General features: G+C 62.4%; 21 protein-coding genes. 13 read left to right on the top strand and 8 right to left on the bottom strand.

From position 1 onward, the window contains the following. Positions 1-177: 177 nt before the first annotated feature. From D6T63_RS10135 to trxA, 5 genes are all read left to right on the top strand, one after another. Complete coding sequence (locus D6T63_RS10135) at positions 178-657, top strand: NUDIX hydrolase (protein ID WP_235830673.1); 480 nt, start codon at positions 178-180, stop codon at positions 655-657. 70 nt (positions 658-727) lie between these two features. Further along, on the top strand, positions 728-2,455 hold the full coding sequence (gene murJ, locus D6T63_RS10130; protein ID WP_120148962.1) for a murein biosynthesis integral membrane protein MurJ: 1,728 nt from the start codon (positions 728-730) through the stop codon (positions 2,453-2,455). 73 nt (positions 2,456-2,528) lie between these two features. Next, positions 2,529-4,094, top strand: a complete 1,566-nt coding sequence (locus tag D6T63_RS10125) for an ABC transporter substrate-binding protein (RefSeq protein WP_147394330.1) — start codon at positions 2,529-2,531, stop codon at positions 4,092-4,094. Between the two features lie 189 nt (positions 4,095-4,283). After that, positions 4,284-5,321, top strand: a complete 1,038-nt coding sequence (trxB, locus tag D6T63_RS10120) for a thioredoxin-disulfide reductase (protein WP_120148895.1) — start codon at positions 4,284-4,286, stop codon at positions 5,319-5,321. A gap of 22 nt (positions 5,322-5,343) precedes the next feature. Then, positions 5,344-5,670, top strand: coding sequence for a thioredoxin (gene trxA, locus D6T63_RS10115; RefSeq protein WP_120148894.1), 327 nt, complete (start codon positions 5,344-5,346; stop codon positions 5,668-5,670). A gap of 2,625 nt (positions 5,671-8,295) precedes the next feature. On the opposite strand, the gene D6T63_RS10110 is transcribed toward trxA, so the two are convergent. The 8 genes from D6T63_RS10110 to rpmH all read right to left on the bottom strand — a co-directional run bounded on the left by D6T63_RS10110 (position 8,296) and on the right by rpmH (position 14,148). Next, on the bottom strand, positions 8,296-9,714 hold the full coding sequence (locus D6T63_RS10110; protein WP_120148893.1) for a ParB/RepB/Spo0J family partition protein: 1,419 nt from the start codon (positions 9,712-9,714) through the stop codon (positions 8,296-8,298). A gap of 77 nt (positions 9,715-9,791) precedes the next feature. Beyond that, positions 9,792-10,670, bottom strand: coding sequence for a ParA family protein (locus D6T63_RS10105; RefSeq protein WP_147394331.1), 879 nt, complete (start codon positions 10,668-10,670; stop codon positions 9,792-9,794). 332 nt (positions 10,671-11,002) lie between these two features. Continuing rightward, on the bottom strand, positions 11,003-11,674 hold the full coding sequence (gene rsmG / locus D6T63_RS10100) for a 16S rRNA (guanine(527)-N(7))-methyltransferase RsmG (protein WP_120148892.1): 672 nt from the start codon (positions 11,672-11,674) through the stop codon (positions 11,003-11,005). Continuing rightward, positions 11,667-12,227 carry a Jag family protein gene (locus D6T63_RS10095; RefSeq protein WP_120148891.1) on the bottom strand — a complete coding sequence of 187 codons (561 nt, stop codon included), beginning with the start codon at positions 12,225-12,227 and terminating at the stop codon, positions 11,667-11,669. The genes rsmG and D6T63_RS10095 overlap by 8 nt, the downstream gene beginning before the upstream one ends. After that, a complete protein-coding gene (gene yidC, locus D6T63_RS10090; protein WP_120148890.1) occupies positions 12,224-13,186 on the bottom strand; it encodes a membrane protein insertase YidC in 963 nt (320 codons plus the stop codon). The genes D6T63_RS10095 and yidC overlap by 4 nt, the downstream gene beginning before the upstream one ends. A 14-nt stretch (positions 13,187-13,200) precedes the next feature. Continuing rightward, on the bottom strand, positions 13,201-13,551 hold the full coding sequence (gene yidD, locus D6T63_RS10085) for a membrane protein insertion efficiency factor YidD (protein ID WP_407923730.1): 351 nt from the start codon (positions 13,549-13,551) through the stop codon (positions 13,201-13,203). After that, positions 13,548-13,907 (bottom strand): ribonuclease P protein component, encoded by a 360-nt coding sequence (gene rnpA / locus D6T63_RS10080; RefSeq protein ID WP_328588669.1) that lies wholly within the window; start codon positions 13,905-13,907, stop codon positions 13,548-13,550. Before rnpA ends, yidD begins: the two co-directional genes overlap by 4 nt. A gap of 103 nt (positions 13,908-14,010) precedes the next feature. Then, positions 14,011-14,148 carry a 50S ribosomal protein L34 gene (rpmH, locus tag D6T63_RS10075; RefSeq protein WP_022892375.1) on the bottom strand — a complete coding sequence of 46 codons (138 nt, stop codon included), beginning with the start codon at positions 14,146-14,148 and terminating at the stop codon, positions 14,011-14,013. Positions 14,149-14,613: 465 nt separating this feature from the next. Here rpmH and dnaA point away from each other — a divergent pair, with 465 nt between their 5' ends. From dnaA to D6T63_RS10035, 8 genes are all read left to right on the top strand, one after another. Further along, complete coding sequence (gene dnaA, locus D6T63_RS10070) at positions 14,614-16,029, top strand: chromosomal replication initiator protein DnaA (protein WP_120148960.1); 1,416 nt, start codon at positions 14,614-14,616, stop codon at positions 16,027-16,029. Between the two features lie 484 nt (positions 16,030-16,513). Then, a complete protein-coding gene (dnaN, locus tag D6T63_RS10065) occupies positions 16,514-17,638 on the top strand; it encodes a DNA polymerase III subunit beta (RefSeq protein ID WP_120148887.1) in 1,125 nt (374 codons plus the stop codon). Positions 17,639-17,702: 64 nt separating this feature from the next. Beyond that, complete coding sequence (gnd, locus tag D6T63_RS10060; RefSeq protein ID WP_120148886.1) at positions 17,703-18,599, top strand: phosphogluconate dehydrogenase (NAD(+)-dependent, decarboxylating); 897 nt, start codon at positions 17,703-17,705, stop codon at positions 18,597-18,599. Positions 18,600-18,609: 10 nt separating this feature from the next. Continuing rightward, entirely contained in the window at positions 18,610-19,893 is a 1,284-nt protein-coding gene (gene recF, locus D6T63_RS10055; RefSeq protein ID WP_120148885.1) for a DNA replication/repair protein RecF, read from the top strand. Next, positions 19,886-20,512 (top strand): DUF721 domain-containing protein, encoded by a 627-nt coding sequence (locus D6T63_RS10050; RefSeq protein ID WP_235830658.1) that lies wholly within the window; start codon positions 19,886-19,888, stop codon positions 20,510-20,512. The genes recF and D6T63_RS10050 overlap by 8 nt, the downstream gene beginning before the upstream one ends. Before the next feature lie 273 nt (positions 20,513-20,785). Further along, complete coding sequence (gyrB, locus tag D6T63_RS10045) at positions 20,786-22,798, top strand: DNA topoisomerase (ATP-hydrolyzing) subunit B (RefSeq protein WP_120148959.1); 2,013 nt, start codon at positions 20,786-20,788, stop codon at positions 22,796-22,798. Positions 22,799-22,932: 134 nt separating this feature from the next. After that, the gene (gene gyrA / locus D6T63_RS10040; RefSeq protein WP_120148883.1) at positions 22,933-25,608 is read left to right on the top strand and encodes a DNA gyrase subunit A; all 2,676 of its coding nucleotides are present in this window, start codon (positions 22,933-22,935) and stop codon (positions 25,606-25,608) included. Beyond that, positions 25,605-26,141 (top strand): DUF3566 domain-containing protein, encoded by a 537-nt coding sequence (locus D6T63_RS10035; protein WP_120148882.1) that lies wholly within the window; start codon positions 25,605-25,607, stop codon positions 26,139-26,141. The genes gyrA and D6T63_RS10035 overlap by 4 nt, the downstream gene beginning before the upstream one ends. Positions 26,142-26,144: the final 3 nt, after the last annotated feature.

Below are 26,144 nucleotides of genomic sequence, written 5' to 3'. Positions count from 1 at the left end.
CCAGATCGAGACCCGTTTACCACACCGCGTCCGGGTCCGCACCGGCCCCTGACGGTGCCATTCACCCCGGCCCGTGCCGGGTCGCGCCGTCATCGTCCTCTGTTAAAGATCGATAGAGTGGTCTGCATGGACCGACCCGTTCCAAGTGCTCCGAAGCGCACCCCTTTGACCGTGTCAATGGGAACCACGGGTATGCCTGCCGTACAGCACCAGTTGCCCACGGTGGAGGAGGTCTCGGCCGGCGGAATCGTCGTCGATGCCTCGAAGGAGACGCTCGACGTCGCCATCATCGCCCGGTTGAATCGCGGTGGACGCCTCGAATGGTGTCTGCCGAAGGGCCACCCCGAAGGTGTCGAGGACAACGAGGAGGCGGCGGTCCGGGAGATCGCCGAGGAGACCGGTATAGAGGGCAGGATCGTCTCCGCCCTCGGCAGTATCGACTACTGGTTCACCGTCAGCGGCCACCGCGTGCACAAGACCGTCCACCATTTCCTGCTCATCGCGACCGGCGGCTACCTGACCATCGACAACGACCCCGACCACGAAGCCGTCGACGTCGCCTGGGTACCCCTGCAGGAGCTTGGACGCAGGTTGTCCTTCCCCAACGAGCGGCGCATCGCCGACCTCGCCCGAGAGGTCCTGCCCGAGCACCTCTGAGCTCGCCGCACCTCTTCCCGTGAACGCCGTCGCACGCCGTCGTGCCCACAGGGGTGAGACGATGGGAACGATGTCTGAAACGAACACAGCCTCGATCCCCCTGCAGGATGCGGGCCGGCCCGTCCGCGAGGACCGGTCCGCCCCCCGCAATGGTTCCACTGCCCGCTCGAGTGCGATCATGGCCGCCGGCACCCTCGTCTCGCGGCTCCTCGGCCTGGTGCGCGTTGCTCTCCTGGCCACGGCGATCGGGGCAACCGGGCAGGTCTCGGACCTTTTCACCTCGGCCAACAATCTTCCGAACTTCATCTACCTCATGCTCGCGGGAGGGGTCTTCAACGCGGTCCTGGTGCCGCAGATCATCCGCGCCAGCAGGCAACCCGACCGGGGAGCGGATTACGTCAGCCGGCTTCTCACCCTCGCGGCGGCGGGCCTGCTCGTGTTGGCAGTGCTGGCGACGCTCGCCGCACCGGTCATCGTCGGCCTGACGACGAGCTTCACGGGAGCCAACCTCGCCCTCACCACCGCCTTCGCCTTCTGGTGCCTGCCGCAGATCTTCTTCTACGGCTTGTATGCGGTGGCCGGCCAGATCCTCAACGCCAACGGATCCTTCGGCCCCTACATGTGGGCGCCCGTCGTCAACAACGTCGTGTCGATCTGCTTCCTGGTGGCCTTCATCATGCTCATGGGAAGCGAACAGGCCGAACGGCACACCCCGGAGACATGGACTATGACGCAGACAGTCCTGCTGGCGGGCGGGACCACGCTCGGCATCATCATCCAGGCGCTCGTGCTGTTCATCCCGCTGAAACGACTGAACCTGGGCCTGAGGCCGAAATTCGGTATCCGCGGAACAGGACTCGGACGAACCGGGAAGCTGGCGTCCGTCACTATCGTGACGATGCTGATCGGCAACGGTCTCTACCTCGTCAACCAGCGCGTCGCCACCATCGCCTCCGATGCCCGGCAGGGGCTCCTCGCACAGGATCCTCCTGTACAGATCGCGGGCTCGACGAACCTCGAGTTCGGCGCCATGGTCTACCAGTTGCCGCACGCGGTCATCGCCCTGTCGCTGGCCACGGTCATGTTCAACCAGCTCTCGTCCGCGCACGCCAACGGTGACCTACCGGCCGTGCGGGCTACCCTCTCGCAGGGACTCCGCATTATCGGTGTCGCAACGGTCTTCGGCGCAGCCGCCCTTCTCGCCTTCGCCGGCCCTTTGGGGATCCTGTTCAGCGAATCACCGGAGAGCGCGGCTATCAACGGAGTGATCATCGCGATCCTCGCGGTGGGTGCTCCGTTCCTCAGCGCCAATTTCTTCCTCAACCGCGTGTTCTATGCCAGCGAGGACGTCAAGACGCCGCTGAAGATCCAGTTGATCCTCTCGGTCGTCGGAGTCGCCTTTGCCCTTGCCGCCGGTATGTTCGATCCCCGGCTCATCGTTCCCATGCTCGCCGTCGCCTACTCACTCGGCAACGTGATCGCCGTCGTCGTGAGCCATGTCTTCCTGACCCGCGCGATCGGGTCCTACGGCGCAGGGCACGTCTTCGACGTACACGTCCGGCTGACCATCGCCGGCCTCATCGCCGCCGTTGCCGGCACCACCCTGTGTTGGGCGTTCGGTGGATACGACCCCGCAGGGTTCGTCTGGCAGTCCAAACTCAACGCCGTTCTCGTGCTGGTGCTCGGCGGGACAGTGATGTTCGCCGCTTACCTGGCCATGCTGAAACTGCTGCGCGTCACCGAACTCAGCGAGTTCGCAGACCCCGTCCTCGCGCGATTCCGGCGCGGCGGCGCCTGAGGTGCCAGCCCGGGAATAAGCTGACCGACCGGTAGCATGGGTAAAAATCAGCCAGCTTTGCCGGGAGGAACACGTGCCAGAAGCAGTAGACGTCGGTTCAGTGCTGGGCGGTCGCTACAAGGTGACCGCCTACGTGCTGGCATCTGCTGAGAAGGATCTCGTGCTCGACGGCGTGGATCAGGTCCTCAACCGGCCCGTCAGTATCCTCGTGGCATCGGCAGGGAACGCGGCACAGGTCGCCACCAGCGCCCGCGAACTGGCGACAGGCGACAGGAACGAGGACATCCAGGTCCTGGACCTCGGCATCACGGAGTCAGGCACCTACCTCGTCACCAACCGCGCGGCCGCGGCGGACATGCTGGACCTGATCGTGCAGCAGGATGCACCGGTCCAGGATCAGCCCTATACAGAGCCGTTCTTCACCGACACCCTCGGTTCGGAGATCTTCGGCGGGCCGAGGTCAACGGAACCCGAGACCTACGACGACGACGAGGACCACTACGAGGAGTACGACCGCCGGCACCAACGGAAATCACGCCTGTCCGGCCTCCGGGAGCGCTTCGGGCGGCACGGTGACGAGGAACCGCAGCAGAACCACACCCCTGATCAACCTCCTGTCGCGGCCGAGCCGGTTCCAGAGCGCCGTCCGTCCTCGCACCTCGTACCACCGCCCCCTCGCCAGCGCCCGAGCGCGGCTTCACCCACGGCCTACCTCGACGAACCACACGAGCAGGATGACGACTCCAGCCGGCGTCGCTCGGGTGCGTCCGGGGCCGTCGGCGCAGGGGTTGCAGGAGTCGCGGCCGGAGCGGCAGCAGCCTCGGCCTCGCAGCCGTCAGCGCGGGCTGCATCACGTTTCCCGCTGTCCGGCGGCCGCGACCATGGGAACGCGTCTGACGGGGCCGACGGCCCTGACGACGTGAATGACGACGACCGCTTCGACGATGATACTGATGACAACGACAGCGGCGGCCGCGCGTTCACACGCATCCTCGTCGGCGTCGTGCTCACCGTCGTCCTGGTGGTCGCAGTCGTGATCGCGGCAACACAGCTCGGGTCCCTCTTCAGTGAAAGTCCGATCGCGGCAAGTGACCCGGAGCAGAGCACCAGTGCACCGGTGACGGAGGGTCCGACGACGCCGGCCACACCATCTGCCGAACCCACCCCAGAAGCCGTCAGCCCTGTGGTTTCCGGCATAACCCGTGTCGTACCGGACAACCAGGGGCTCGACGCCGCCAACGATCTCAATCTGCCCCTGATCATCGACGACAACCCCGCGACATTCTGGGGAAACCAGGTCTATGCCAGTGAGACCTTCGGTGGCTTGGCGACCAGCCTTGCGCTGGTTGTGCAGCTCGAACAGGATGCCACGATCACCCAGGTGGCCATCGATCAGCTGAACGGCTCGGGCGGAAGTTTCTCCGTCCTCGTCAATGACCAGCCCACGCTCAGTGGAGCCCAGCAGATCGCCCAGGGCGGATTCACAGCGCCTACGGTGACTCTTCCCATCCCGGATGGTTCCGACGGTCCCCGGACCGGTCGCTACGTCATCGTCAACTTCACTCAATTGCCGAGGCTGTCCAACATCCAGGCGCAGTACCCCTTCGGCCTCCGTATCGCGGGAATCCGCGTCAGCTGAGCCCCAGGCGGCCCGACAACGCGCTTTACCGGCCCCTTTTCCGAGGCGCCAACTCGGAGTCCGCGACGGAATAACCAGATGTGTGGTTCCGTTGAAAGAGGTGTCCGCTGGTAGTCCCGACAGGCCATATCAGCGATCGAAATGACAGAAAGGTCTTCCGAGAACGTGACAACGCACACTGAGGTCCAGATGGACACGCCCACATCAGCAGGCCCCGACGGCGAGCAGAAGGTCCACGACGTCATCATCGTTGGATCCGGACCGTCCGGGTATACGGCGGCCGTCTACACGGCGCGGGCGAACCTGAAGCCGGTGATGATTGCGAGTTCCGTCAAGGCGGGCGGTGAACTCATGAATACCACCGACGTCGAGAATTACCCTGGCTTCGCCGATGGCGTGATGGGGCCCGATCTCATGGAGCAATTCGAGAAGCAGGCACGCCGCTTCGGTACCGAGATCCTGTACGAGGACGTCGTCTCAGCGGACCTGTCCGGCGACATCAAGAAGCTCACCATCGCCACAGGTGAGGAATTCCTAGCTCGCGCAGTCATCATCTCCACCGGTTCGGAGTACCGCGAAATCGGACTGGACGACGAGAAGCGACTGTCCGGACACGGCGTCAGCTGGTGTGCAACGTGCGACGGTTTCTTCTTCCGCGATCAGGACATTGCTGTTGTCGGTGGCGGGGACTCCGCCATGGAGGAGGCCCTCTTCCTGACGAAGTTCGCACGCTCGGTTACGGTCATCCACCGGCGTGACAGCCTTCGTGCCTCGAAGATCATGCAGGATCGCGCGTTCGCCCACGAGAAGATTTCCTTCCTCTGGAATTCGGAAGTGGTAGGCATCCACGGCGCTGACAAGGTCACAGGGCTCAAGGTGGCCAGCACGGTCGATGGCACCACCACCGACATCAACGTGATGGGAGTTTTCGTTGCTATCGGTAACGATCCGCGGGTGGACCTCGTGAAGGGTCAGCTCGAGCTGACGACCGAGGGCACCATCGCTGTCCAGGGTCGGACCTCGAAAACATCGCTGGCCGGTGTGTTCGCTGCAGGAGATGTTATCGACCCGACCTACCGTCAGGCCATCACTGCCTCCGGTAGTGGATGTGTCGCAGCCTTGGACGTCGAGCACTACCTTGCTGACACGGTCAGCGCGTCTCTAACTGCTGCGCGTGTGCCGACCCCGCCGGCTGAAGCAGTTTCTGAAACCGCATCCCTCTCGTAGATCAACCATAAGGAGTTCGCAAATGAGCAACGCAAAGGATGTGACGGACGCGTCTTTCGACGCCGACGTCCTGCAGTCAACCAAGCCGGTCATCGTAGATTTCTGGGCAGAATGGTGCGGCCCTTGCCGCATGCTGTCACCGATCCTCGATGCAATCGCGGCTGAGCACGCCGAGAAGGTCGACGTCGTCAAGGTGAATGTCGACGACAATCCGGCCATCGCCGCAAAGTACGGCATCACGTCGATCCCGGCCGTATACGTCTTCCAGGGTGGAGAGGTTGCCGCTACGTCCATCGGTGCCAAGCCCAAGCAGGTCCTGGAACAGGAATTCGCAGCTTTCATCAATTGACTCACGCTCAAGAGAAAAAGGGTCTGCCGACATCGGCGGGCCCTTTTTCTCTTGAGTGGCAACATCAGTCCTCGGGAGACCCCCTCCAGGATGTGGCGCCGGGCTAGATCTGCCGAGAAGGACCCGCTTGCTCGCAGCTGTCACCAGTGTCTCGGTGTCGACGACGTCAGCAGCGACGAGAGTGCACGGCTACCTGGTTTCGACTCGGACCGGGGAACATGGAAGGGGTGAGGAGAACGAGAGTTCGTACCGCCCTCAGAATGATCTGGGCCCCTGAGAGTGTCGGAGGGGTGAGGAGAACGAGAGTTCGTGCCGCACTGAAATTGACTTGGGCCCCTGAGCGTGTCAGCCAGAGCCCTAGCGAATGTGCATCCTAGCGATCATCACCAAGATGCTGGCGCACTGACAGCGTTGGGCATCGCGGACCAACCGCCGTCGGTCGCTCGACCCGGTTACGGAGAAGCCACCTGCTGCACCCCAGACCGGCAACCCTCCTTCGTTTCACGTGAAACTATCATCGCCGTGCTCCGGAAAGCGACAAGGAAAACAACCGTGGAACATTGTCGGGCAATGGCCATATGGATCAACGTGGACCTGGGGTGAAACAGCCGGGACTGCTCGTCTGGTGGGCGCAGGGTGCATACCCTTGAGCCTCAATGGATGACTTCACCGGCAATCACCAGCCGCTAAACGAGTAGTTAGATAGTGAGCCTCAGCCCCTCTCAGGGAACAACCTGCCGCCCCGCGAGCCAGCAACGGAAACAGGCGCCAATTCCATTCAACGAATAATAGTCCAGGGCCGACTGAAGCCAGATCAATGTTTCACGTGAAACAAGGCGTACCTCTCGCTGCTATTCGGACACAACGGCTCCCACTGATCACGCCGGCCGCACGAGGTACTGCAATCGGTAGACCCGCAACTACGTGGGTCCTACCCAGCCTGTAGCCCCGACCCACGAGCGGGGAGGGGATCGATGGCAGCGCGCGCTGCACCAAGCTGCCCAGCACCAGGTCACCGCTCACAGTCCCGCTCGCACCCACTAAACATCCTGCTCCCCGTTGAGCTCCCAGGACGGCGGGCCCTCTCCGGCCTTCTCCTGTTGAGACTCCGAACAATGGAGGAACCTTCCCTCCCGCGATACAGAGCGTGCAAGAATCGTCTAGGAAAGTGGGAGTCCCGAGGATTCCATAATCTGACCGGCGGCGTTGGCCGTGTACATCGGTCGGACGAGGTGAGTGCTCCCGTGGAGATCCAGTAGGGACGCCGCAGGAGGGATGCTCACGACCCGCTCCTCGGCGCATGCGACCAGGAAGCCATTTTCATGCCCCTGGTGGCCTTGTCAATCCTCAGTGTCCTCGTCAGCGCGGGGTACACCTCTCGGAAGGATTGTCACTCCAGGTCGGCGAGACCTTGGGAAGGTAAGGGGGCTCGAGCACATATTCCGCCCGCGAGGCGATAGCCACCGCTGACACTGCTATAAGCCGTATGCTGAGCCGCTTTATTCACACCCAAATCAATATCCATCGCTCCTTCTCTGGCCGCACCAAAGCACCTCCAGCTCGGCCCCGTGCTCCGGTTTTCAGTCCAGTCCCAGAACGCCGCTCTGAATATTCTTACTCTGCTGCACAACACAAGAACATGGACTGATCAGATGCGTGCTAGCAAAATCTGAAAAGCAGGAGCCGACAACAAGGAGCACAGAAGCAGGAGCGAAACCAAGGAGCAAGGCACTTTGAGCAAGGAGCAAAGATCCACAGGAGACTAAACACGAGAGACTCGCAAGAGCTACCGATCATCAGTGGGAACGATCGGCCAAAGACACCAGACAAGGCAATGACTACCGAGTCGTCAGCATCAGCCGCTGGCCACGGGCTTCGGATCTCCAGCAGTGACTGCTAGCGATCCTAGAGGAATCACGAACGTCGGCGGTTGCCTCCCGCTAGCCGAGGGGTAGCTCTTGCCTGTTTCACGTGAAACATGCGCCGGCTTTGCTCGTCGGAGTGTCCGCCAAAACGGACCGCACCGGAATCTATAGAAACAGTCCACGGAGTGAAAACAAAGCCGACAGGAGCTTGGCGCTGCGCTGATCTCAGAACTGAACCCGAGCGGCTTTAGGTTGCTACTTCTGGTCTTCCGGCCGCGCACGCCGGTCGCTCGAGTCCACGTAACGCCCTCTTCTAACTGCACAGCCACCACGGGCACGGCCCTTTTACCAACCCGCTCGCGTATGCTGCGACCGTGCCGTTCTGGCGCGAGACACACCTGCATCCATTCCCACTAGAGTGCGCCCCTGGTCAACAGACAGTGGGACAACGCAAATCACAGCCCGGCGCGGCTATCACGTGTTGGAATAGGCGATTTGAGGGACGAGGAACACGGGCATGTTTCACGTGAAACAGGCGGGGTCTATGCCGCCGAGCACTCTGACGATCTGTTGGAGCAGTGCTGGCCGGTCAGGGAGCATGGGATAGCGTGACCAAAGCTGCCTATAGCGCGAAACCCGAAGCTGGACTTGCGGGTGCAAAACACCTGTCCGCCACTGCAAATCGTGTTTCACGTAAAACTTCACTGATGGACTAAAGAAGCGGTGCGGTCGTCATTTAGCGACGCCTACTGCAGTCCATCTACTCAGGAGAAGGAGAAAGGACGCCAATAATTCGATTGAGGTCGTCGACGCTCGCAAACTCAATACTGACGCGGCCCTTTTTCGCCCCCAGTGTGATCTTCACACTGGTATCCAAACGGTCCGACAGCGACGTAGCAAGGTAGTCCAACCGCTCGTGGCGCGCTCCATCTTTCGGCGACGCGGGCTTACTAGCCCTGCGGAGCCCACCGCTCAAGGCGACAATCTCCTCCGTTGACCGCACAGACAAGCCTTCAGCGACGATACGCTGAGCAAGCTTCTCCATCTCTGCACCGTCTGCCAGTCCGAGGAGGGCGCGCGCGTGACCTGCTGACAAGATCCCGGCTGCAACCCTCCGCTGAACCATCGGTGGCAGCTTCATCAAACGTAGGGTGTTGGAGATTTGTGGACGCGACCGACCGAGACGCCCTGCGAGTTCGTCATGTGAGCAGCCGAAGTCCTCGAGGAGCTGTTGGTAGGCAGCTGCCTCCTCAAGGGGGTTCAGTGCGCTCCGGTGCAGATTCTCGAGCAATGCATCCCGCAGCAGATCATCGTCAAGGGTAGATCTGATGATGGCCGGAATCGTCTCCAGCCCTGCTTCACGTGAAGCGCGCCAGCGACGTTCGCCCATCACCAGCTCGAACTCGGTCTCGTCGTTTTCCTGGGAGGGCCTGACGACAACCGGCTGCAGGACACCGACTTCACGAATGGAGTGAACGAGCTCGGCTAGCTCGTCCTCGTTGAACTCGACTCGGGGTTGCTTGCGATTGGGGTGGATGCTGCCGATGGGCAGCTCGGCGAAGGTAGCTCCTGGCACGGCAACAAGCCCGCTGGCAGCCTCCCCGGCCGCACTCGTAGCGGCCGGCATGTCAACAGCGCCGGTGTTAGTTGAACCCGCCGAAGGAACTGTCGTTTCACGTGAAACATCCTCGGTGACTGACCCAACATTGTCTGTCGTGTCCCGATCCGGCGCTGTCTTCTCTACCTGCCCGCGGTTCGCTCCCTCAGTCGTAGGCGATAACACGAGCCCCGTCTCGTCCTTTTTAAGGGAAGGAGAAACGTCCACCTTGGACACCGGCGCATTGGCGTTTGAGGCTTGCTTTTGATTTACAGGATCTTGCTTTGACGGCCGTGCAACTCGTTTTGATTGCGCATCGAGGACGTTCTTGTTGATGCCGCTTCGAAGCGCCGAGGAGTAGGAACGCCGCTGCTCGGCCACGTCTTCCGCGGTAACACGCTCGAAGAACAGGTCGGCAGGACGTCCGGACTGCTTTCTGGAGGCAGCGTCGTCCGATTCCGTTATCGATTCCTCCGGATCGACACGAGGAACGGGATGCGTCTGCTCCCGAACCTCTTCCTCAGGTGCACTGGGGATGAGTGCTCCCAGCCCCCTGCCAAGACCGCGCCGCTTTTCCGCCATGTCATTCCTTCCAAGGTGTGGAGACTTCATCCACAGCTACACTTCGTCGGCTCACGAGGAACCGGTATTCAACACTGCTAAGAGCGGGAGGCAATCTCCGCTGCCGCTTCCTGGTAGGAGAGCGCGCCGCTCGACGAGGGGTCATAGGTCATGACGGTCTGCTGGTAACTAGGGGCTTCGGAGATCCGAACCGACCGCGGTACAACAGCTTTCAAGACCTGCTGAGGGAAGTGTTCGCGCACCTCTGCGGCGACCTGGGCTGCGAGATTGGTGCGGCCGTCGTACATGGTCAGGAGAATCGTCGATACAACGAGATCCGCGTTCAGATGCTTCTGAATCATCTCGATGTTCTTGAGCAGCTGGCTCAATCCCTCGAGTGCGTAGTATTCGCACTGGATCGGAATCAACACTTCCTGCGCCGCAACGAAGGCGTTGACCGTCAGAAGCCCCAGGCTTGGCGGACAATCGATGAAGACGAAGTCGAGCCGAGGTTCCCCCTTCGATTCCCGTTCCCGCGCGTAGACATCGATGGCCCTTCGCAGCCGCTGCTCCCTTGCAACGAGGGATACGAGTTCGATCTCCGCGCCGGCGAGGTGGATCGTAGCCGGTGCACAGATCAGGTTCGGCACATCCGGGCAACGTGCAACGACATCGCCCAAAGGAACATCATCGATCAGGACGTCGTAAATCGAATCGACATCCGCGTGGTGATCGATGTTCAGGGCTGTAGAGGCGTTACCTTGCGGATCGATGTCTATGACAAGAACCTGGAGACCAGCTGTGGCCAGAGCGGCGGCGATGTTCACCGTCGTCGTCGTCTTGCCGACTCCGCCCTTCTGGTTGCTGATGGTCATGATACGAGTGCTGCTCGGTTTTGGCAGCTCCTTGCCCGAGAGCTTCTCGCGACGCTTGGCCTCGCTCGCTAGTTCCCGTCCGAGCGGGGAAGAATCGTCCATCGTTTCCAACACGTTTTTGCCCTTTCCCGGCTTCTTTGCCGCCGGAGCTTCAGTCGCCGCCGGAGCTTCAGTCGCCGCGGGCAGCGGGACGCTGGTTTCACGTGAAACTACTCCGGTGTTCGCCGGATCACCAAACACTCCGGTTTGTATTTCCCGTAGGCCCATCGCGAGTGAGGACCCTGTCAGCAGCCGGGGCTCGGGCTTTTTCATGGGGGCGTCCTTGATGGTCACTCAGTAGCTCACTCTCACATGCCAGACGTCGTTATCTACAAGGGTAGCCGGAAGATCACGGCTCTTCGGGACCAGCACTTCGTGGACCACGCGGGGTCCGGTCAGGCTGGACGAACCGGTATCCGGACGACGGTGGTCGGCTCTTCGAGGACGTCCGTGCCGACCGTGACGATCTCCGGAGTTCCCCCGCCCAATTTGCGGATCACCTTCCTGGCCTTTTCAATCTCTTCTGCAGCACTTTGCCCCTTGATGGCCAGCACCGCTCCACCCGGCTTCGACAGGGGAATCGTCCATCCGGCGAGCGTGGTGAGTGCAGATACTGCCCGGGCAGTTACATAGTCACCGGCGATATCCCCGATCACCTGCTCGGCGCGGGCTCTGTGCACCGTCACGTTGGTCAGGGACAGGTCCTCGATGACCTCGGCGAGCCACGTGACGCGCCGCTCGAGCGGTTCGACGAGATGGAGGTGGAGGTCTGGCCTGGCAATGGCAATGGCCAGGCCAGGAAGCCCTGCGCCACTACCTACGTCTACAACGGTGGAATCGCTACTCATCAGATCGGCAACCACGGCGCAGTTCAGCACATGCCGTCCCCACAGCCTGGGGACTTCCCGCGGACCGAGAAGCCCACGTTCGATGCCGGAGGAGGACAGGTGCCCGACGAAAGCGCGAGCGGAGTCCACATGCTGTCCGAATACAGATCGGGCGGCGGCCAGCTCCGCCGGACTCGGCTCGGGAGCGGCACCTGAAGGCTGGCCGGCGACCTCAGTCATCACTGGGCGATACGACGATGTGTCGTGCCTGGCCCTCGCCCTCGGACTCACTGACCAGACCGAGGTCTGCGACGACGTCGTGAACGATCTTGCGCTCGTACGCTGACATCGGGGCCAGCGCCAGGTCCTGGCTGCTCTCCTTGACCTTGTCAACGGCTTCCCGCGCAATCTTCGTCAGTTCACGGCCGCGGCGGTCCCGGTAGCCGTCGACGTCCAGCACGAGACGCGATCGCGCGTCGGTCGCGGTCAACACGCTCAGCCGCGTGAGCTCCTGCAGCGCCTCGAGCACCTCGCCGTCGGCTCCGACAAGTGCACCCAATCCGGTATCTTCAGTTCCTTCGGAGACGATTGAGATGTAGGTTCGACCGCTCCGCACCTCGATGTCGATGTCTCCATCGATGTCGGCGATGTCCAGCAGCTCCTCCAGGTAGTCCGCTGCCACATCGCCCTCTTCATCGAGGCGCGAGGACTTGGTCCCATCCGATGCACCGGCCTCCTCCGGGGACTCTGCCTCGCCGAGCTCTGGCGTCTGCTCTTCATTGTCCACGGTCATCGCTTCTTCCTCTTCTTACGCTGGGGCTGAACGCGCTGCACACGGGCCTCAGGAACGGCTTCGATGGCCGGCTCGGTCTTACGCTCACCGAGCAGCGGAACCATGGGCAGGCCCTTCTTGGCACGGCGCTCCGCGAGCGCCTTCGCCGCGGGAGAACCAGGCGTCGGCATCCTCCGGATCACGTAGAACTGTTGCACCATGGTCCAGATGTTCGTGGTGGTCCAGTAGACCAGGACGCCGATGGGGAAGTTGATGCCACCGATGCCGAAGACCAGCGGGAGGATGTAGAGCATGATCTTCTGCTGACGCATGAAGGGGCTCTGCATCGCCTCTTCGGACATGTTCTTCGCCATGATCTGCTTCTGCGTGATGAACTGCGACGCCGTCATGGCGATGATCATGACGACGGACAGGAGGATCACGCTGAGGTTCCCGTCGGCACCGAAGCTGCCGAGGAACGTCGAGGAGAGGGGGGCACCGACGATCGTGGCGTTGTCGAACTGCCGGACCGATTCCGCCGACAGGGCTCCGATCGTCTCACCCTCTTCGCTCGCACGGGAGATGCCGTTGAGCACAGTGAAGAGTGCGAAGAAGAAAGGCATCTGGATGATGATGGGCAGACAGGCAGCGAACGGGTTGGTCCCGTGCTTCTTGTACAGCGCCATCTGTTCCTGCGTCATCGCCTGGCGCGAGAGCTGGTCCGTCTTGCCCTTGTACTTCTGTTGCAGCTTGCGAAGATCGGGCTGCAGCGCCTGCATGCCCCGCTGGGCCTTGATCTGCTTGACGAAGACCGGGATCAGGGCGGCACGGATGACGACGACGAGCCCGACGATCGACAGCACCCAGGTCCACCCGGATGCGGGGTCCATTCCGAGGAACGAGAAGCCCTCGTGGAACATGAACATGATCCACGACACGAGCCACCTGAACGGCGCCAGGATCGTCTCAAAAAAACCCATAATCTGTTAGCTCCTCAAGCCGCGGGGCGGCTTTCGTCATCGACCGGGATCACCGGGTGGTTCAACACAACAATCGGGGGGATCTTCCCTGGCGGGAAGATCCTGGAACCTTCGGGCACGTGGTCAACGCCGCCGTCGTTCCAGGGGTGGCAGCGGGCCACCCGTCGGGAGGCAAGCCAGCTTCCCTTCACGAAACCGTGTACGGTGACCGCCTCGAGTGCGTACGCCGAACAGCTCGGGTAGAAACGGCACACCTGTCCATACAGCGGAGAGACGACCTTCCGGTACGCGATCAGCACAGCGATCGCAGCCAGGCGGGGCAAGCCGATGAGGAAGGCCAACACACTGACGGCGACTCTGCTCACGATACTCCGCCTTCCTTCTCCGACTTCTCCCGGCGCTCCAGCTTGCGGGCCACCGCGGTCGAGCAGGCTGTGAAGTCATCCTGCAGAGTGCCCCAGTCAGCCTCTGCTGCCGCCGGAAGTGCGCGGACAACGACGTCGAACCCAGAAGGGTGCAGGGTGACCCACTCCGCCGAAGCATGGCGCAGCCTTCGTTTAACGACATTGCGCGTGACGGCGTTCCCCACGTTCTTACCGACGATGAAGCCGACTCTCGAGGGCGAGGACTCCGACGTCCTGAAGCCGTATAACACGACGTTCCGGCGCCCTGAGCGGGCACCGGAACGTACGGTACGTGCAAAATCCGCTGCCGTTCGCACTCGGTGGATCACTGGAAGCACGTGGACCTCCTGCTCCTTGCTGAAGGAGGAGACCCTGTGCCGTTGCGATCACCCGAGGGTTGCATGGCGAGGGAGGAACCGCTTATGCCGAGAGTTCGGTACGGCCCTTGCCACGGCGCGCCGACAGGATGGCACGACCAGCGCGGGTGCGCATGCGAAGACGGAAACCGTGCTTCTTGGCACGACGGCGGTTATTCGGCTGAAAAGTCCGCTTGCTCACTGTGATTACTCCAGAACGATCTTGAGATGCGTCCGGCCCATTACAACAAGGGGGAAGAACAGACTGACGCGATGAAGGTGTACATCCGACATTCGCTGGAGGAGCTGTCACATCCCGAGGCCTCTTAGTACCCGGGAACACCTGTGATGGCATGCGAAATGCAGACATGTTGGACTACATCACGTTAGGGGACGCGGCTGTTGGGCGTCAAACTCGCCGTCGTCGGGCTGTGGGCTGGTTTCATCTACAGCCTGTGGACAACTAGCGCTCGAACCACACTACACGCATCGTCAGGAGCACCGGGTGAGCCCCTCCTCACCACCCCCGCAGCCGCTCCAGTCCGCTATCTTCTGCACTTTTGATCCCTTAGTCTTGGCTCTGGTCCGTTTATCCACGACATGTGTACAACTCTGTGGATGACGGACCTTTTCGAGCGTGGACAGCACAGCCAAGAGGGGTTTTTTCGTGGGTACTGATGAGGTAAATGACGTCGGGAGTTCCTGGCGTAAAGTCATCCGGACCCTCGAACAGGACGATCGCGTGACGCCGCGGCAACGCGGTTTCATGGTCCTTGCGCAGGCACAGGGACTCATCGGATCGACCATGCTGATCGCCGTTCCGAATGAACTGACTCGGGAAGTCCTGCAGACACAACTCAAAGGAGCCCTCGACGACGCCCTCCGTGACGTCTTCCGGGAGGACATCCAGTGTGCTTTCGTCATCGATCCCGAGCTGACTCCCGCGGTGGAAGAGGTTCCCGACCAGGAACCTGTCGAGCAGAGCTTTCCCGAGCCGAAGGGTGATGCAAAACCGTCTCCGACCCCGCCCAGCAACTCCCACGAGTTCGGGCGTCTCAACCCCAAGTACATTTTCGATACGTTCGTCATCGGCTCGTCGAACCGCTTCGCGCATGCCGCTGCCGTAGCTGTCGCCGAGGCTCCGGCAAAGGCTTACAACCCCCTTTTCATCTATGGGGACTCGGGGCTCGGCAAGACCCACCTGTTGCATGCCATCGGCCATTACGCCCGCCACCTGTACACCGGCATCCGCGTCAGGTACGTGAACTCCGAGGAGTTCACCAACGACTTCATCAACTCCATCCGCGACGACGAGGGTTCGAGCTTCAAGCAGACCTACCGCAACGTGGACATCCTGCTGATCGACGACATCCAGTTCCTGTCCGGCAAGGACCGGACCATGGAGGAGTTCTTCCACACATTCAACGCACTTCACAACCACAACAAGCAGGTCGTCATCACCTCCGATCTGCCACCCAAGCAGCTCATCGGATTCGAGGAGCGCATGCGATCTCGTTTTGAGTGGGGCCTCCTGACCGACATCCAGCCACCCGAACTCGAGACGCGCATCGCGATCCTCCGCAAGAAGGCGATCAGCGACAGCCTCAGTGCACCCGATGACGTCCTCGAATACATCGCCTCCAAGATCGCCACGAACATTCGTGAGCTGGAGGGGGCCCTCATCCGGGTGACGGCGTTCGCCAGCTTGAACCGCCAGCAGGTGGACGTCAACCTGGCGGAGGTGGTCCTGAAGGACCTGATTTCCGACGACGGTGCACGCGAAATAACGTCGGCGGTGATCATGGCGCAGACTGCGGACTACTTCCAGATCAGCATGGAGGAACTGTGCAGCAAGTCGCGGACGAGGACCCTCGTCACCGCGAGGCAGATCGCCATGTACCTGTGCAGGGAACTAACTGATATGTCGCTGCCGAAGATCGGGGCGGAGCTCGGTGGGCGAGACCACACCACCGTCATCCACGCTGACCGCAAGATCCGCGAGCTGATGGCGGAACGACGCGCGATCTTCAATCAGGTCACGGAGCTGACGAACAGGATCAAGCACAAGCAGCGTGAGGCCTGACCGTTCCTGACCGGGCTCGTCAGCCACGACTGTAATTAACAGGTGTGGATACGGCTGTGGATAACTAGGGGATCAACCGCTGTCATCCTGAGGACAACTCCCTGTCTCCCTGTGGATCCGCAGAACTACAAGGATTCCGCCCACAGGCGCCCACTGCAGGCAGTCGTGTGGACCCACACCTTGTCCACAGGGCAGATCGGCATCAGCTCCCGGAGGAGAGCACTTATCCACAGAATCCACAGCAGTTATTAACACTACGAACCTTAAACTTCAAAAGTTCTTCAAATAACATTCCACGTACCGATCACACCTCGCCCCCGGGCTCCGGACCCTCCTGGGATCGCCTGCTATCGGGCTAAGCTTTCACCCAGTAGGGTTGTAGTTCCCCGTGCCCGGGCACTCCGTGGACGACGTTCGACCCCATTGCCCGCCGGCATCTCGCTGGTGGCTGTTTTTTTGATCTGGCGAAAGGCGGCACTGCTCCGTGAAATTCAGAGTTGAGCGGGATGTATTGGCAGAGGCTGTCTCCTGGACCGCACGCTCGCTTTCGCCACGTCCGCCGGTGCCCGTGCTCGCAGGTCTGCTCATCAAAGCCGAGGCCGGCACCCTGAGCCTCGCGAGTTTCGACTACGAGATCTCGGCACGTCTGGAGATCGCTGCCGACGTTTTGGAAGAAGGCACGATCCTGGTCTCGGGCCGGCTCCTGGCGGACATCTGCAGAAGCCTCCCCTCCGCACCCGTCGAGGTCTCGACCGAGGGCTCGAAAGTCACTCTTACCTGTCGTAACAGCCGCTTCAACCTGGCAACGATGCCCGAAGCGGAGTATCCGGAACTGCCGAAGCTGCCGGACGTCAGCGGCGTCGTCGATGGCGAGGCTTTCTCTCAGGCTGTTTCCCAGGTGATCATCGCCGCGAGCCGCGACGATACCCTTCCCATCCTCACCGGGGTCCGCATGGAGATCGAGGATGACCTGATCACCCTCCTCGCGACCGATCGTTACCGCCTGGCACTCCGCGAAGTCTCATGGAAGCCCACAACTCCGGGGATCTCGACCAGCGCACTGGTCAAGGCAAAGACCCTCAATGAGGTCGCAAAAACTTTGGGTGGTGCAGGCGATCTCAACATCGCTTTCTCCGAGGACTCGGAGCTCATCGGGTTTCAATCCGGGGGGCGCCGCACCACCTCACTCCTCGTCGACGGCGACTATCCGAAGATCAGGTCCCTGTTCCCGGAGAAAACGCCGATCCACGCTACTGTCCAGACGAGCATGCTGGTCGAGGCAGTTCGCCGTGTATCGCTCGTGGCCGAGAGAAATACGCCCGTCCGGCTCGCGTTCGCCGAGGGTCAGGTGACACTTGACGCCGGCACCGGAGAGGATGCGCAGGCATCGGAAGTCATTGAAGCCACCCTTGACGGCGATGACATCACCGTGGCATTCAACCCCCACTACCTGAGTGAGGGACTCGGTGCGTTCAGCAGCCCCTACGTCCGCTTCTCCTTCACCTCACCTCCCAAGCCTGCAGTGATGTCGGCTCAGGATGATTCGACGGGTGAGGACAGGGAAGACTACAGGTACCTCCTGATGCCTGTGCGGCTGCCGAACCAGTAGCCGTACGGCACGTTCACCAGTCGTCCGGACCGTCGTCGGATTCGTCTCGCAGAAAGAGAAACTCATGCACATCGGCCTCATTGGACTCGGAAAAATGGGCTTCAACATGAGGGAGCGATTGCGTGGGCAGGGTATCGACGTCGTCGGCTTCGATCGAAACCCCGGGCTCACCGATGTAGCGGACCTCCAGGAACTGGTCGCCGCACTCCCCGCTCCCCGAATCGTCTGGGTCATGGTGCCGGCGGGCGAGATCACCCATGGCGTGGTCAAGGACCTGTCCGAAGCCCTGTCAGCGGGTGACATGGTCATCGACGGCGGCAACTCGAAGTTCACGGATGACCAAATCCATGCGACGCTGCTTGCTCAGAAGGGCATCAGGTTCCTGGATTGCGGCGTCTCCGGTGGTGTCTGGGGCCTGGAGAACGGCTACGGACTGATGGCCGGTGGCAGTCAGGAGGATGTCGAACTCGCGATGCCCATCTTCGATGCCCTTCGCCCTGACGGGGATCGGGCAGAGAGTTTCGTGCACGTGGGCGATGTCGGGGCCGGCCACTACGCCAAGATGGTCCACAACGGCATCGAGTACGGGCTGATGCAGTCGTACGCCGAGGGCTACGAACTCCTCGAGGCCAAGGACATCGTCAAGGATGTCCATGGCACCTTCGCCGCCTGGCAGAAAGGAACCGTCGTCAGGTCCTGGCTCCTGGATCTTCTCGTCAAGGCATTGCAGGAGGATCCGGGTCTGTCGAAGATCGCCGGCTTCGTCGAGGACTCCGGCGAGGGTCGATGGACCGTCGAGGAGGCCATTGCCAATTCGGTTCCTGCTCCCGCCATCACGGCAGCCCTTTTCGCTCGTTTCACCTCGCGCCAGGAGGACTCACCGTCCATGAAGATGGTGTCCGCGCTCCGCAACCAGTTCGGCGGTCACGCCGTGAAGCCCGCCCAGCCGAAAGTCGAGTAAGTGATGTCCGGTGTACGTTGAGCACCTCTCGCTCACCGGGTTCCGGAGCTATGCGCAGCTCGATATCGCGATAGAACCCGGCATCACGGTGTTCGTCGGACCGAATGGTGTGGGTAAGACGAACATCGTCGAAGCAATCGGCTACCTCGCCACGCTTTCGTCCCACCGGGTCAGCACCGACAGACCGCTCATCGCTCTCGACGCTGACCGGGCGATCATTCGCGGACGCTTTGTACGTGGTGAGCAGCGTACGAGCGTCGAGGTGGAGATCAACGCCGAGACGGCGAACCGAGCAAGAATCAACAGGGCGAACCCGGTGAGGGCACGGGATGCCGCGGGCATCCTCAAGACGGTCCTCTTCGCACCCGAAGACCTGTCCCTGGTCAAGGGTGATCCGTCGGCCAGACGGCGTTACCTGGACGACGTCATGGTGTCCCTGCTTCCGCACCAGTCCGCGCTGCGCGCCGACTACGAGCGAGTGCTCAAGCAGCGGAACGCCCTGCTGAAATCGGCCCGTGCCGCCGGAAGGTTCTCGACGGCACACGACGCAACGCTCGATGTGTGGGACCAGCACCTCGCCGAAGCAGGGGCACGGTTGTTGTCCGCCCGCCTCGTACTCGTGGACCAGCTTCGCCCCCACGTGCAGCGCGCCTACGAAGAGCTGACCGATGGATCGAAGGAAGTGGACACCCTGTATGCGTCGAGTATCTCGTCCTCGGACGTTGATATGGTCGCCGCGATCGATGACGCCGGCGGTGCCACGGCTCGGGGCGACGCGGCGCGAGCCCTGCGGGAGCTTCCCCTTCCGGACCTCACCGAACTGTTCGTCGCGAGTCTGCTGCGACATCGGAAGAAGGAATTGGAACGGGGCATCTCGCTCGTCGGGCCTCACCGGGATGACCTCACGCTCCAGCTCGGGCAGGTGCAGGCGAAGGGATATGCATCGCACGGGGAGACCTGGTCGATGGCCCTCGCGCTGCGCCTCGCCACCCACTACCTGCTGCTGGAGGAGGACCGCACCCCCGGGGGCGACCCCGTCCTGATCCTCGACGATGTTTTTGCAGAGCTCGACACACAGCGGCGTAACCGCCTGGCCGCCATCGTGGCCCCGGCCGAACAGGTGCTCGTCACGGCCGCGGTAGGAGACGACATTCCGCAGGCGCTCCTCGGCCGACAGATCCGGGTGGTGCCCGGCGGTATCGCAGATGGGGGAACATCTCCAGACTGCGGTTCAGGACACGAACCGGGGCCGCAGGCCTCCGAAGGCGGGGATCGCGGTGATTCGAGTGTCTGAGCAGCGCCCGCCGGAGGATTCCGCGAAGGGTGACGCAGGAACACCGCCCGCACCGGACCGCCGCCGCACCAGCGCCGATGACGGGGAGGAACCGGACGTCGCCCCGGCAGAAGCCCAGGGATTCCCGGAGCAAGATGCTCCACAGGCGCTCCTCAATAGATTGCGCAACGCCTCGCAGTCCAGGGGTACGCCGCGTGAGGCCGGAACGAAGCGGACGGCGAAGTCCGGCCGCCGGCGCTACTCGCCCGAGCCGGTGTACGGCGGTCGGGACCCGGAGGGTGTCGGGAACGTCTTCTCCCGCATGCTGGCCGAACGCGGCTGGAAGTCCCCTGTCGCCGTCGGATCAGTGCTCTCGCGCTGGAGTGAGATCGTGGGAGCCGACATCGCAGCGCACTGCGTGCCGGAAAGCTTCGACGCCGACACCGTGCTGGTGCGGTGCGACTCGACCGCCTGGGCCACCCAGCTACGCCTCATCACTCCGCAGGTGCTGAAGAGGTTCGAAGCCGAGCTGGGAGCCGGCGTCGTCACCCGGCTCTCCGTCGTCGGACCGGCCGCTCCGAGTTGGCGCAAGGGTGGGCGCACTGTGAAGGGGCGCGGCCCGCGCGACACCTACGGATGAGGTGGAACGGGTGGAGGTACGGACGATCGCTGAGTGGCCTGTAGGGCAATTGTGGATGTGCCCGGCGTATCCGTCCTCATGGACGGACGCGGGTCGGCTCTGAAGCCTCTTCAGCGGCCAATGAGGGCCTGTTGGTGCGGGTTTGCCGCCCTCCGCAGGGTAGAATAGGACGAGATTGTTTTGGTCCACCCAGTTGAGGAGCCGTCTGCGCCTGTGGCACAAGAAAACGAGTTGAACGCGAGTGATGTGTTGATCGGCGAGGGTGAGTCCCCGATTCTGGAGGCGGCGACGGAGCACGCTTACGGAGCCAACGAGATCACCGTCCTCGAAGGACTGGAGGCGGTTCGCAAGCGCCCCGGTATGTACATCGGATCCACCGGACCTCGCGGGCTGCATCACCTGGTCTACGAGGTCGTCGACAACTCGGTCGATGAAGCCCTTGCAGGATACTGCGACCACATCAAGATCAACCTGCAGGTCGACGGTGGTGTCAAGGTCGTCGATAACGGCCGCGGCATCCCCGTGGACATGCATCCCACTGAAGGTCGGCCGACCGTGGAGGTCGTCATGACCATCCTCCACGCCGGCGGCAAGTTCGGCGGTGGCGGTTACGCCGTCTCGGGCGGCCTGCACGGGGTCGGCATCTCGGTCGTCAACGCACTCTCGAAGCGTGTGGAAACCGAGGTCCGGCGCCAGGGCCATGTCTGGCACCAGTCGTTCGCGGATGGTGGAAAGCCCGTGGGTGAGCTGAGGATGGGTGAGGAGACCGCGGAAACGGGTACCACCCAGACCTTCTACCCTGATGATTCGATCTTCGAGAGCACCGAGTTCGACTTCGAGACGCTCCGGGCGCGGTTCCAGCAAATGGCCTTCCTCAACAAGGGCCTGCGCATCACCCTCACCGACGAGCGCGTGCAAGCGATCGAAACGGATGAGGTCGTCGAGATCGCCGACGCGCAGAAATCCGATGAAGGGCCCAAGAACCGGGGCGTGGAGTACCTGTACGAGAACGGGCTCCTCGACTACGTCCGCTACCTCAATTCGGCCAAACGCGTGGATGTCATCCATGAGGATGTCATCGCTTTCGAAACCGAGAACCCGGACCGGAAGATGGCCGTCGAGGTCGCCCTGCAGTGGACCTCCGCCTATTCGGAGAGTGTCCACACGTACGCCAACACGATCAACACTCACGAGGGCGGCACCCACGAAGAAGGTTTTCGTGCAGCCATGACGACCCTGATCAACAAGTACGCGCGCGAGAAGAACATCATCAAGGAGAAGGACGACAACCTGACCGGTGATGACATCCGCGAGGGTCTGACTGCTGTCATCTCGGTGAAGCTGTCCGAACCGCAGTTCGAAGGCCAGACCAAGACGAAGCTCGGCAACTCCGAGGTGAAGGGCTTCGTGCAGCGCGTGGTCACCGACCAGCTGGGTGACTGGCTGGAGCGCAATCCCGGCCCGGCCCGCGATGTGATCCGCAAATCGATCCAGGCCTCGCAGGCACGCATGGCTGCCCGCAAGGCGAGGGAGTCCACCCGACGCAAGGGACTGCTCGAGTCCGGCGGCATGCCGGGCAAGCTCAAGGACTGCCAGTCCAAGGACCCGGCTCGTTCGGAGATCTACATCGTCGAGGGTGACTCGGCCGGAGGTTCGGCCGTCCGCGGACGCAACCCAGAGACGCAGGCAATCCTCCCGCTGCGCGGCAAGATCCTCAACGTGGAGCGGGCCCGCCTCGATCGCGCCCTCGGCAACAGCGAGGTCCAGGCGATGATCACCGCGTTCGGAGCCGGCATCGGGGAGGACTTCGATGTGGCCAAGGCCAGATACCACAAGATCGTGCTGATGGCGGATGCCGACGTCGACGGCCAGCACATCACCACGCTGCTGCTCACCCTCCTGTTCCGCTACATGCGGCCGCTGATCGAGAACGGCTTCGTGTACCTCGCGCAGCCGCCGCTCTATCGCATCAAGTGGTCCAACGCGAAGCACGACTACGTGTTCAGTGACCGCGAGCGTGACGAGGTCATCAAGATGGGACTGGCCAAGAACCAGCGACTGCCGAAGGACAACGGGATCCAGCGCTACAAGGGCCTCGGTGAGATGGACTACACGGAGCTGTGGGACACCACCATGGATCCCGACCACCGCACGCTGCTCCAGGTGACCATGGATGACGCCGCTGCGGCGGACCAGGTCTTCTCGGTGCTCATGGGCGAGGACGTGGAGTCCCGGCGCAACTTCATCCAGCAGAACGCCAAGGACGTGCGTTTTCTCGACATCTAAGTGCCAACACACGGCATCTCGCCGGCGCGAAGAGTCATGCTCGCTCCTCGCGATGTCGAAGCGCCTACACGATATGCCGGGCAGCGACCGCGTCTTCTTTGTGGTTGAGAACCTTTCACGAACGGAATTGATTCATGAGTGACGTCACCACCGGAAACGGCAATGGACCGGACGAGCCCCTCGAGGGTGAGGTCCTGACCGACCGCGTCGAGCAGGTCGACCTGCAGACCGAGATGCAGCGGTCCTACCTGGACTACGCCATGGCGGTCATCGTCGGACGTGCGCTGCCGGACGTGCGCGACGGACTGAAGCCTGTTCATCGCCGTGTCCTGTATGCGATGTTCGACGGCGGCTACCGGCCGGACCGATCGTTCAACAAGTGTGCCCGTGTTGTCGGCGAGGTCATGGGGCAGTATCACCCGCACGGGGATTCGGCGATCTACGACGCCCTCGTGCGCCTGATCCAGGACTGGACCATGCGCTATCCGCTGGCGCTCGGACAGGGTAACTTCGGCTCACCCGGCAATGACGGCGCTGCGGCTCCGCGGTACACCGAGACGAAGATGGCCCCGCTCGCCATGGAGATGGTGCGGGACATCGATGAGGAAACCGTCGACTTCCAGGACAACTACGACGGCAAGAACCAGGAACCGACGATCCTCCCGTCGCGCTTCCCGAATCTGCTCGTCAATGGGTCATCCGGCATTGCCGTCGGTATGGCCACCAATATCCCGCCGCACAACCTCCGCGAAGTCGCGGATGGCGTGCAGTGGTACCTCGAGAATCCCGAGGCCTCGAAGGAAGAGCTGCTCGAAGCGCTGATCACCCGCATCAAGGGCCCGGACTTCCCGACCGGCGCCCAGATCCTGGGACACAAGGGCATCGAGGACGCCTACCGGACCGGTCGTGGCTCGATCACGATGCGCGCGGTCGTCAATGTCGAGGAGATCCAGAACCGGACCTGCCTCGTCGTCACCGAACTGCCCTACCAGGCGAACCCCGACAACCTGGCGATCAAGATCGCCGAACTGGTCAAGGACGGCAAGGTCAGCGGCATCGCAGACCTGCGGGACGAGACATCGGGCCGAACCGGCCAGCGCCTGGTGATCGTGCTCAAGCGCGACGCCGTCGCGAAGGTCGTGCTCAACAACCTGTACAAGCACACCCAGCTGCAGGACAACTTCAGCGCGAACATGCTGGCGATCGTTGATGATGTTCCCCGGACGCTCAGTCTCGATGCCTTCGTGCGGCACTGGGTCACCCACCAGCTCGAAGTGATCGTCCGGCGCACGCGGTACAGGCTGCGGAAGGCGGAGGAGGAGGCACACATCCTCCGCGGCCTCCTGAAGGCGCTCGACGCACTGGATGAGGTCATCGCCCTGATCCGGGCCTCCTCCACGACGGAAGAAGCGCGCGACGGGCTGATGGGGCTGCTGTCCATCGACGAACTCCAAGCCACAGCCATCCTGAACATGCAACTCCGCCGCCTCGCGGCGCTCGAGCGGCAGAAGATCCAGGACCGACACGCAGAACTCGAGACGATGATCACCGAGTTCAACAGGATCCTCGCTTCCGAGGATGTCCAGCGCGGAATCGTCAGCACCGAGCTGTCCGACATTGTCGCGAAGTTCGGTGACGATCGACGCACGGAGATCCTCATGGGCTACGACGGCGACATGAGCATGGAAGACCTGATTCCCGAAGAGGAGATGGTCGTCACCATCACACGCGGCGGGTACGTGAAGCGCACGCGCAGTGACAATTACCGTCAGCAGGCCCGCGGTGGCAAGGGCATCAAGGGGGCCCAGTTGCGCGGCGACGACGTCGTCGAGCACTTCTTCGTGACCACCACCCACCACTGGCTCCTGTTCTTCACCAACCTGGGCAGGGTCTACCGTGCGAAGGCCTACGAGCTCGTGGAAGCGGCACGGGACGCCAAGGGGCAGCACGTAGCGAATCTCCTGGCCTTCCAGCCGGACGAGACGATCGCCCAGGTCCTGGATCTGCGGGACTATCAGCAGTCGCCCTATCTTGTCCTCGCCACCAAGCGTGGACTGGTCAAGAAGACACGCCTCGAGGACTACGACACCAATCGGACCGCCGGTGTCATCGCTATCAACCTCCGCGACAACGACGAGCTCGTCTCGGCGCAGCTCGTGTCCGGAAGTGACGACATCATGCTCGTCTCGCGCAAGGGACAGTCCCTGCGGTTCACGGCCGACGACGACGCTCTGCGACCCATGGGGCGCGCCACCTCCGGCGTGACCGGCATGAAGTTCCGAGAGGATGACGAGCTCCTGGCGGCCAATGTCGTCACTGACGACTCCTTCGTCTTCATCGTCACCGAGGGGGGCTTCGCCAAGAGGACCCGCGTCGACGACTACCGCGTCCAGGGACGAGGTGGGCTCGGCATCAAGGTCGCGAAGCTCGCCGAGGAGCGAGGTGACCTCATCGGTGCCCTCGTGGTGCAGGAAGAGGATGAGGTGCTGGTCGTCATGGGCGGCGGGAAGGTCGTCCGTTCGGCTGTCACCGGTGTTCCCGCGAAGGGACGCGACACCATGGGCGTCATCTTCGCCAAGCCGGACAAGACCGACCGAATCATCGCCATCGCCCGCAACAGCGAGCGGAGCGTAGGCGTGGAGGAAGGCCTCATCGAGGATCCGTCCGAAGCGAGCCCGGACGTCGAGGTCATCGACACCGTGACGCCGGCGGAGGAACCTGCAGAGTTCACAGCCGATGAAGTACGGTTGTCGACAGAGGAAACGGCTGAGCCTGACGCTGAGTCGCCGGAACACGGAGGTAACGAGTGAGCTCGGCCAACACCAACCCGCGGACTACCAGTGGACAAGTGCGATCGCCTGGTGCTCCGCCGCGCGTGAATGCTCCGGCTCGTCCCGCGCAGCGTCCTGCCTCGGCAGGCAATCAGTCCGGACGCCCGACCCAGCGACCGGGGCTGGTCAAGCCGGCTCCGAAGGCGAAGGCCCGCAAGGCACGCCTGCTCGTCAGCAAGGTGGACCCCTGGTCCGTACTCAAGATGTCCTTCCTGCTCTCGGTCGCCCTTGGCATCGTCACCGTCGTGGCATCGTTCGTGATCTGGACCGTGCTCGATCTGACGGGCATCTTCGATGGTGTCAACGAGTTGCTGCGTGAGATCGCCGGGTCCGAGAGCGGGGGCTTCGATCTTCGTCAGTTCGCTTCACTGCCGCAGGTACTGTCCTTCGCGACCATCATCGCCGTGGTCAATGTGGTCCTTCTGACCGCCCTCGCCATGCTCTCGGCGGTGCTCTACAACATCTCCTCCACCCTGGTTGGCGGCATCGGCGTGACGCTCACCGATGATTGAGAT

The organism is Arthrobacter cheniae (assembly GCF_003602275.1).
GTDB classification, from domain to species: Bacteria; Actinomycetota; Actinomycetes; order Actinomycetales; family Micrococcaceae; genus Arthrobacter_D; species Arthrobacter_D cheniae.
This window is presented reverse-complemented; position numbering and strand designations above follow the sequence as displayed.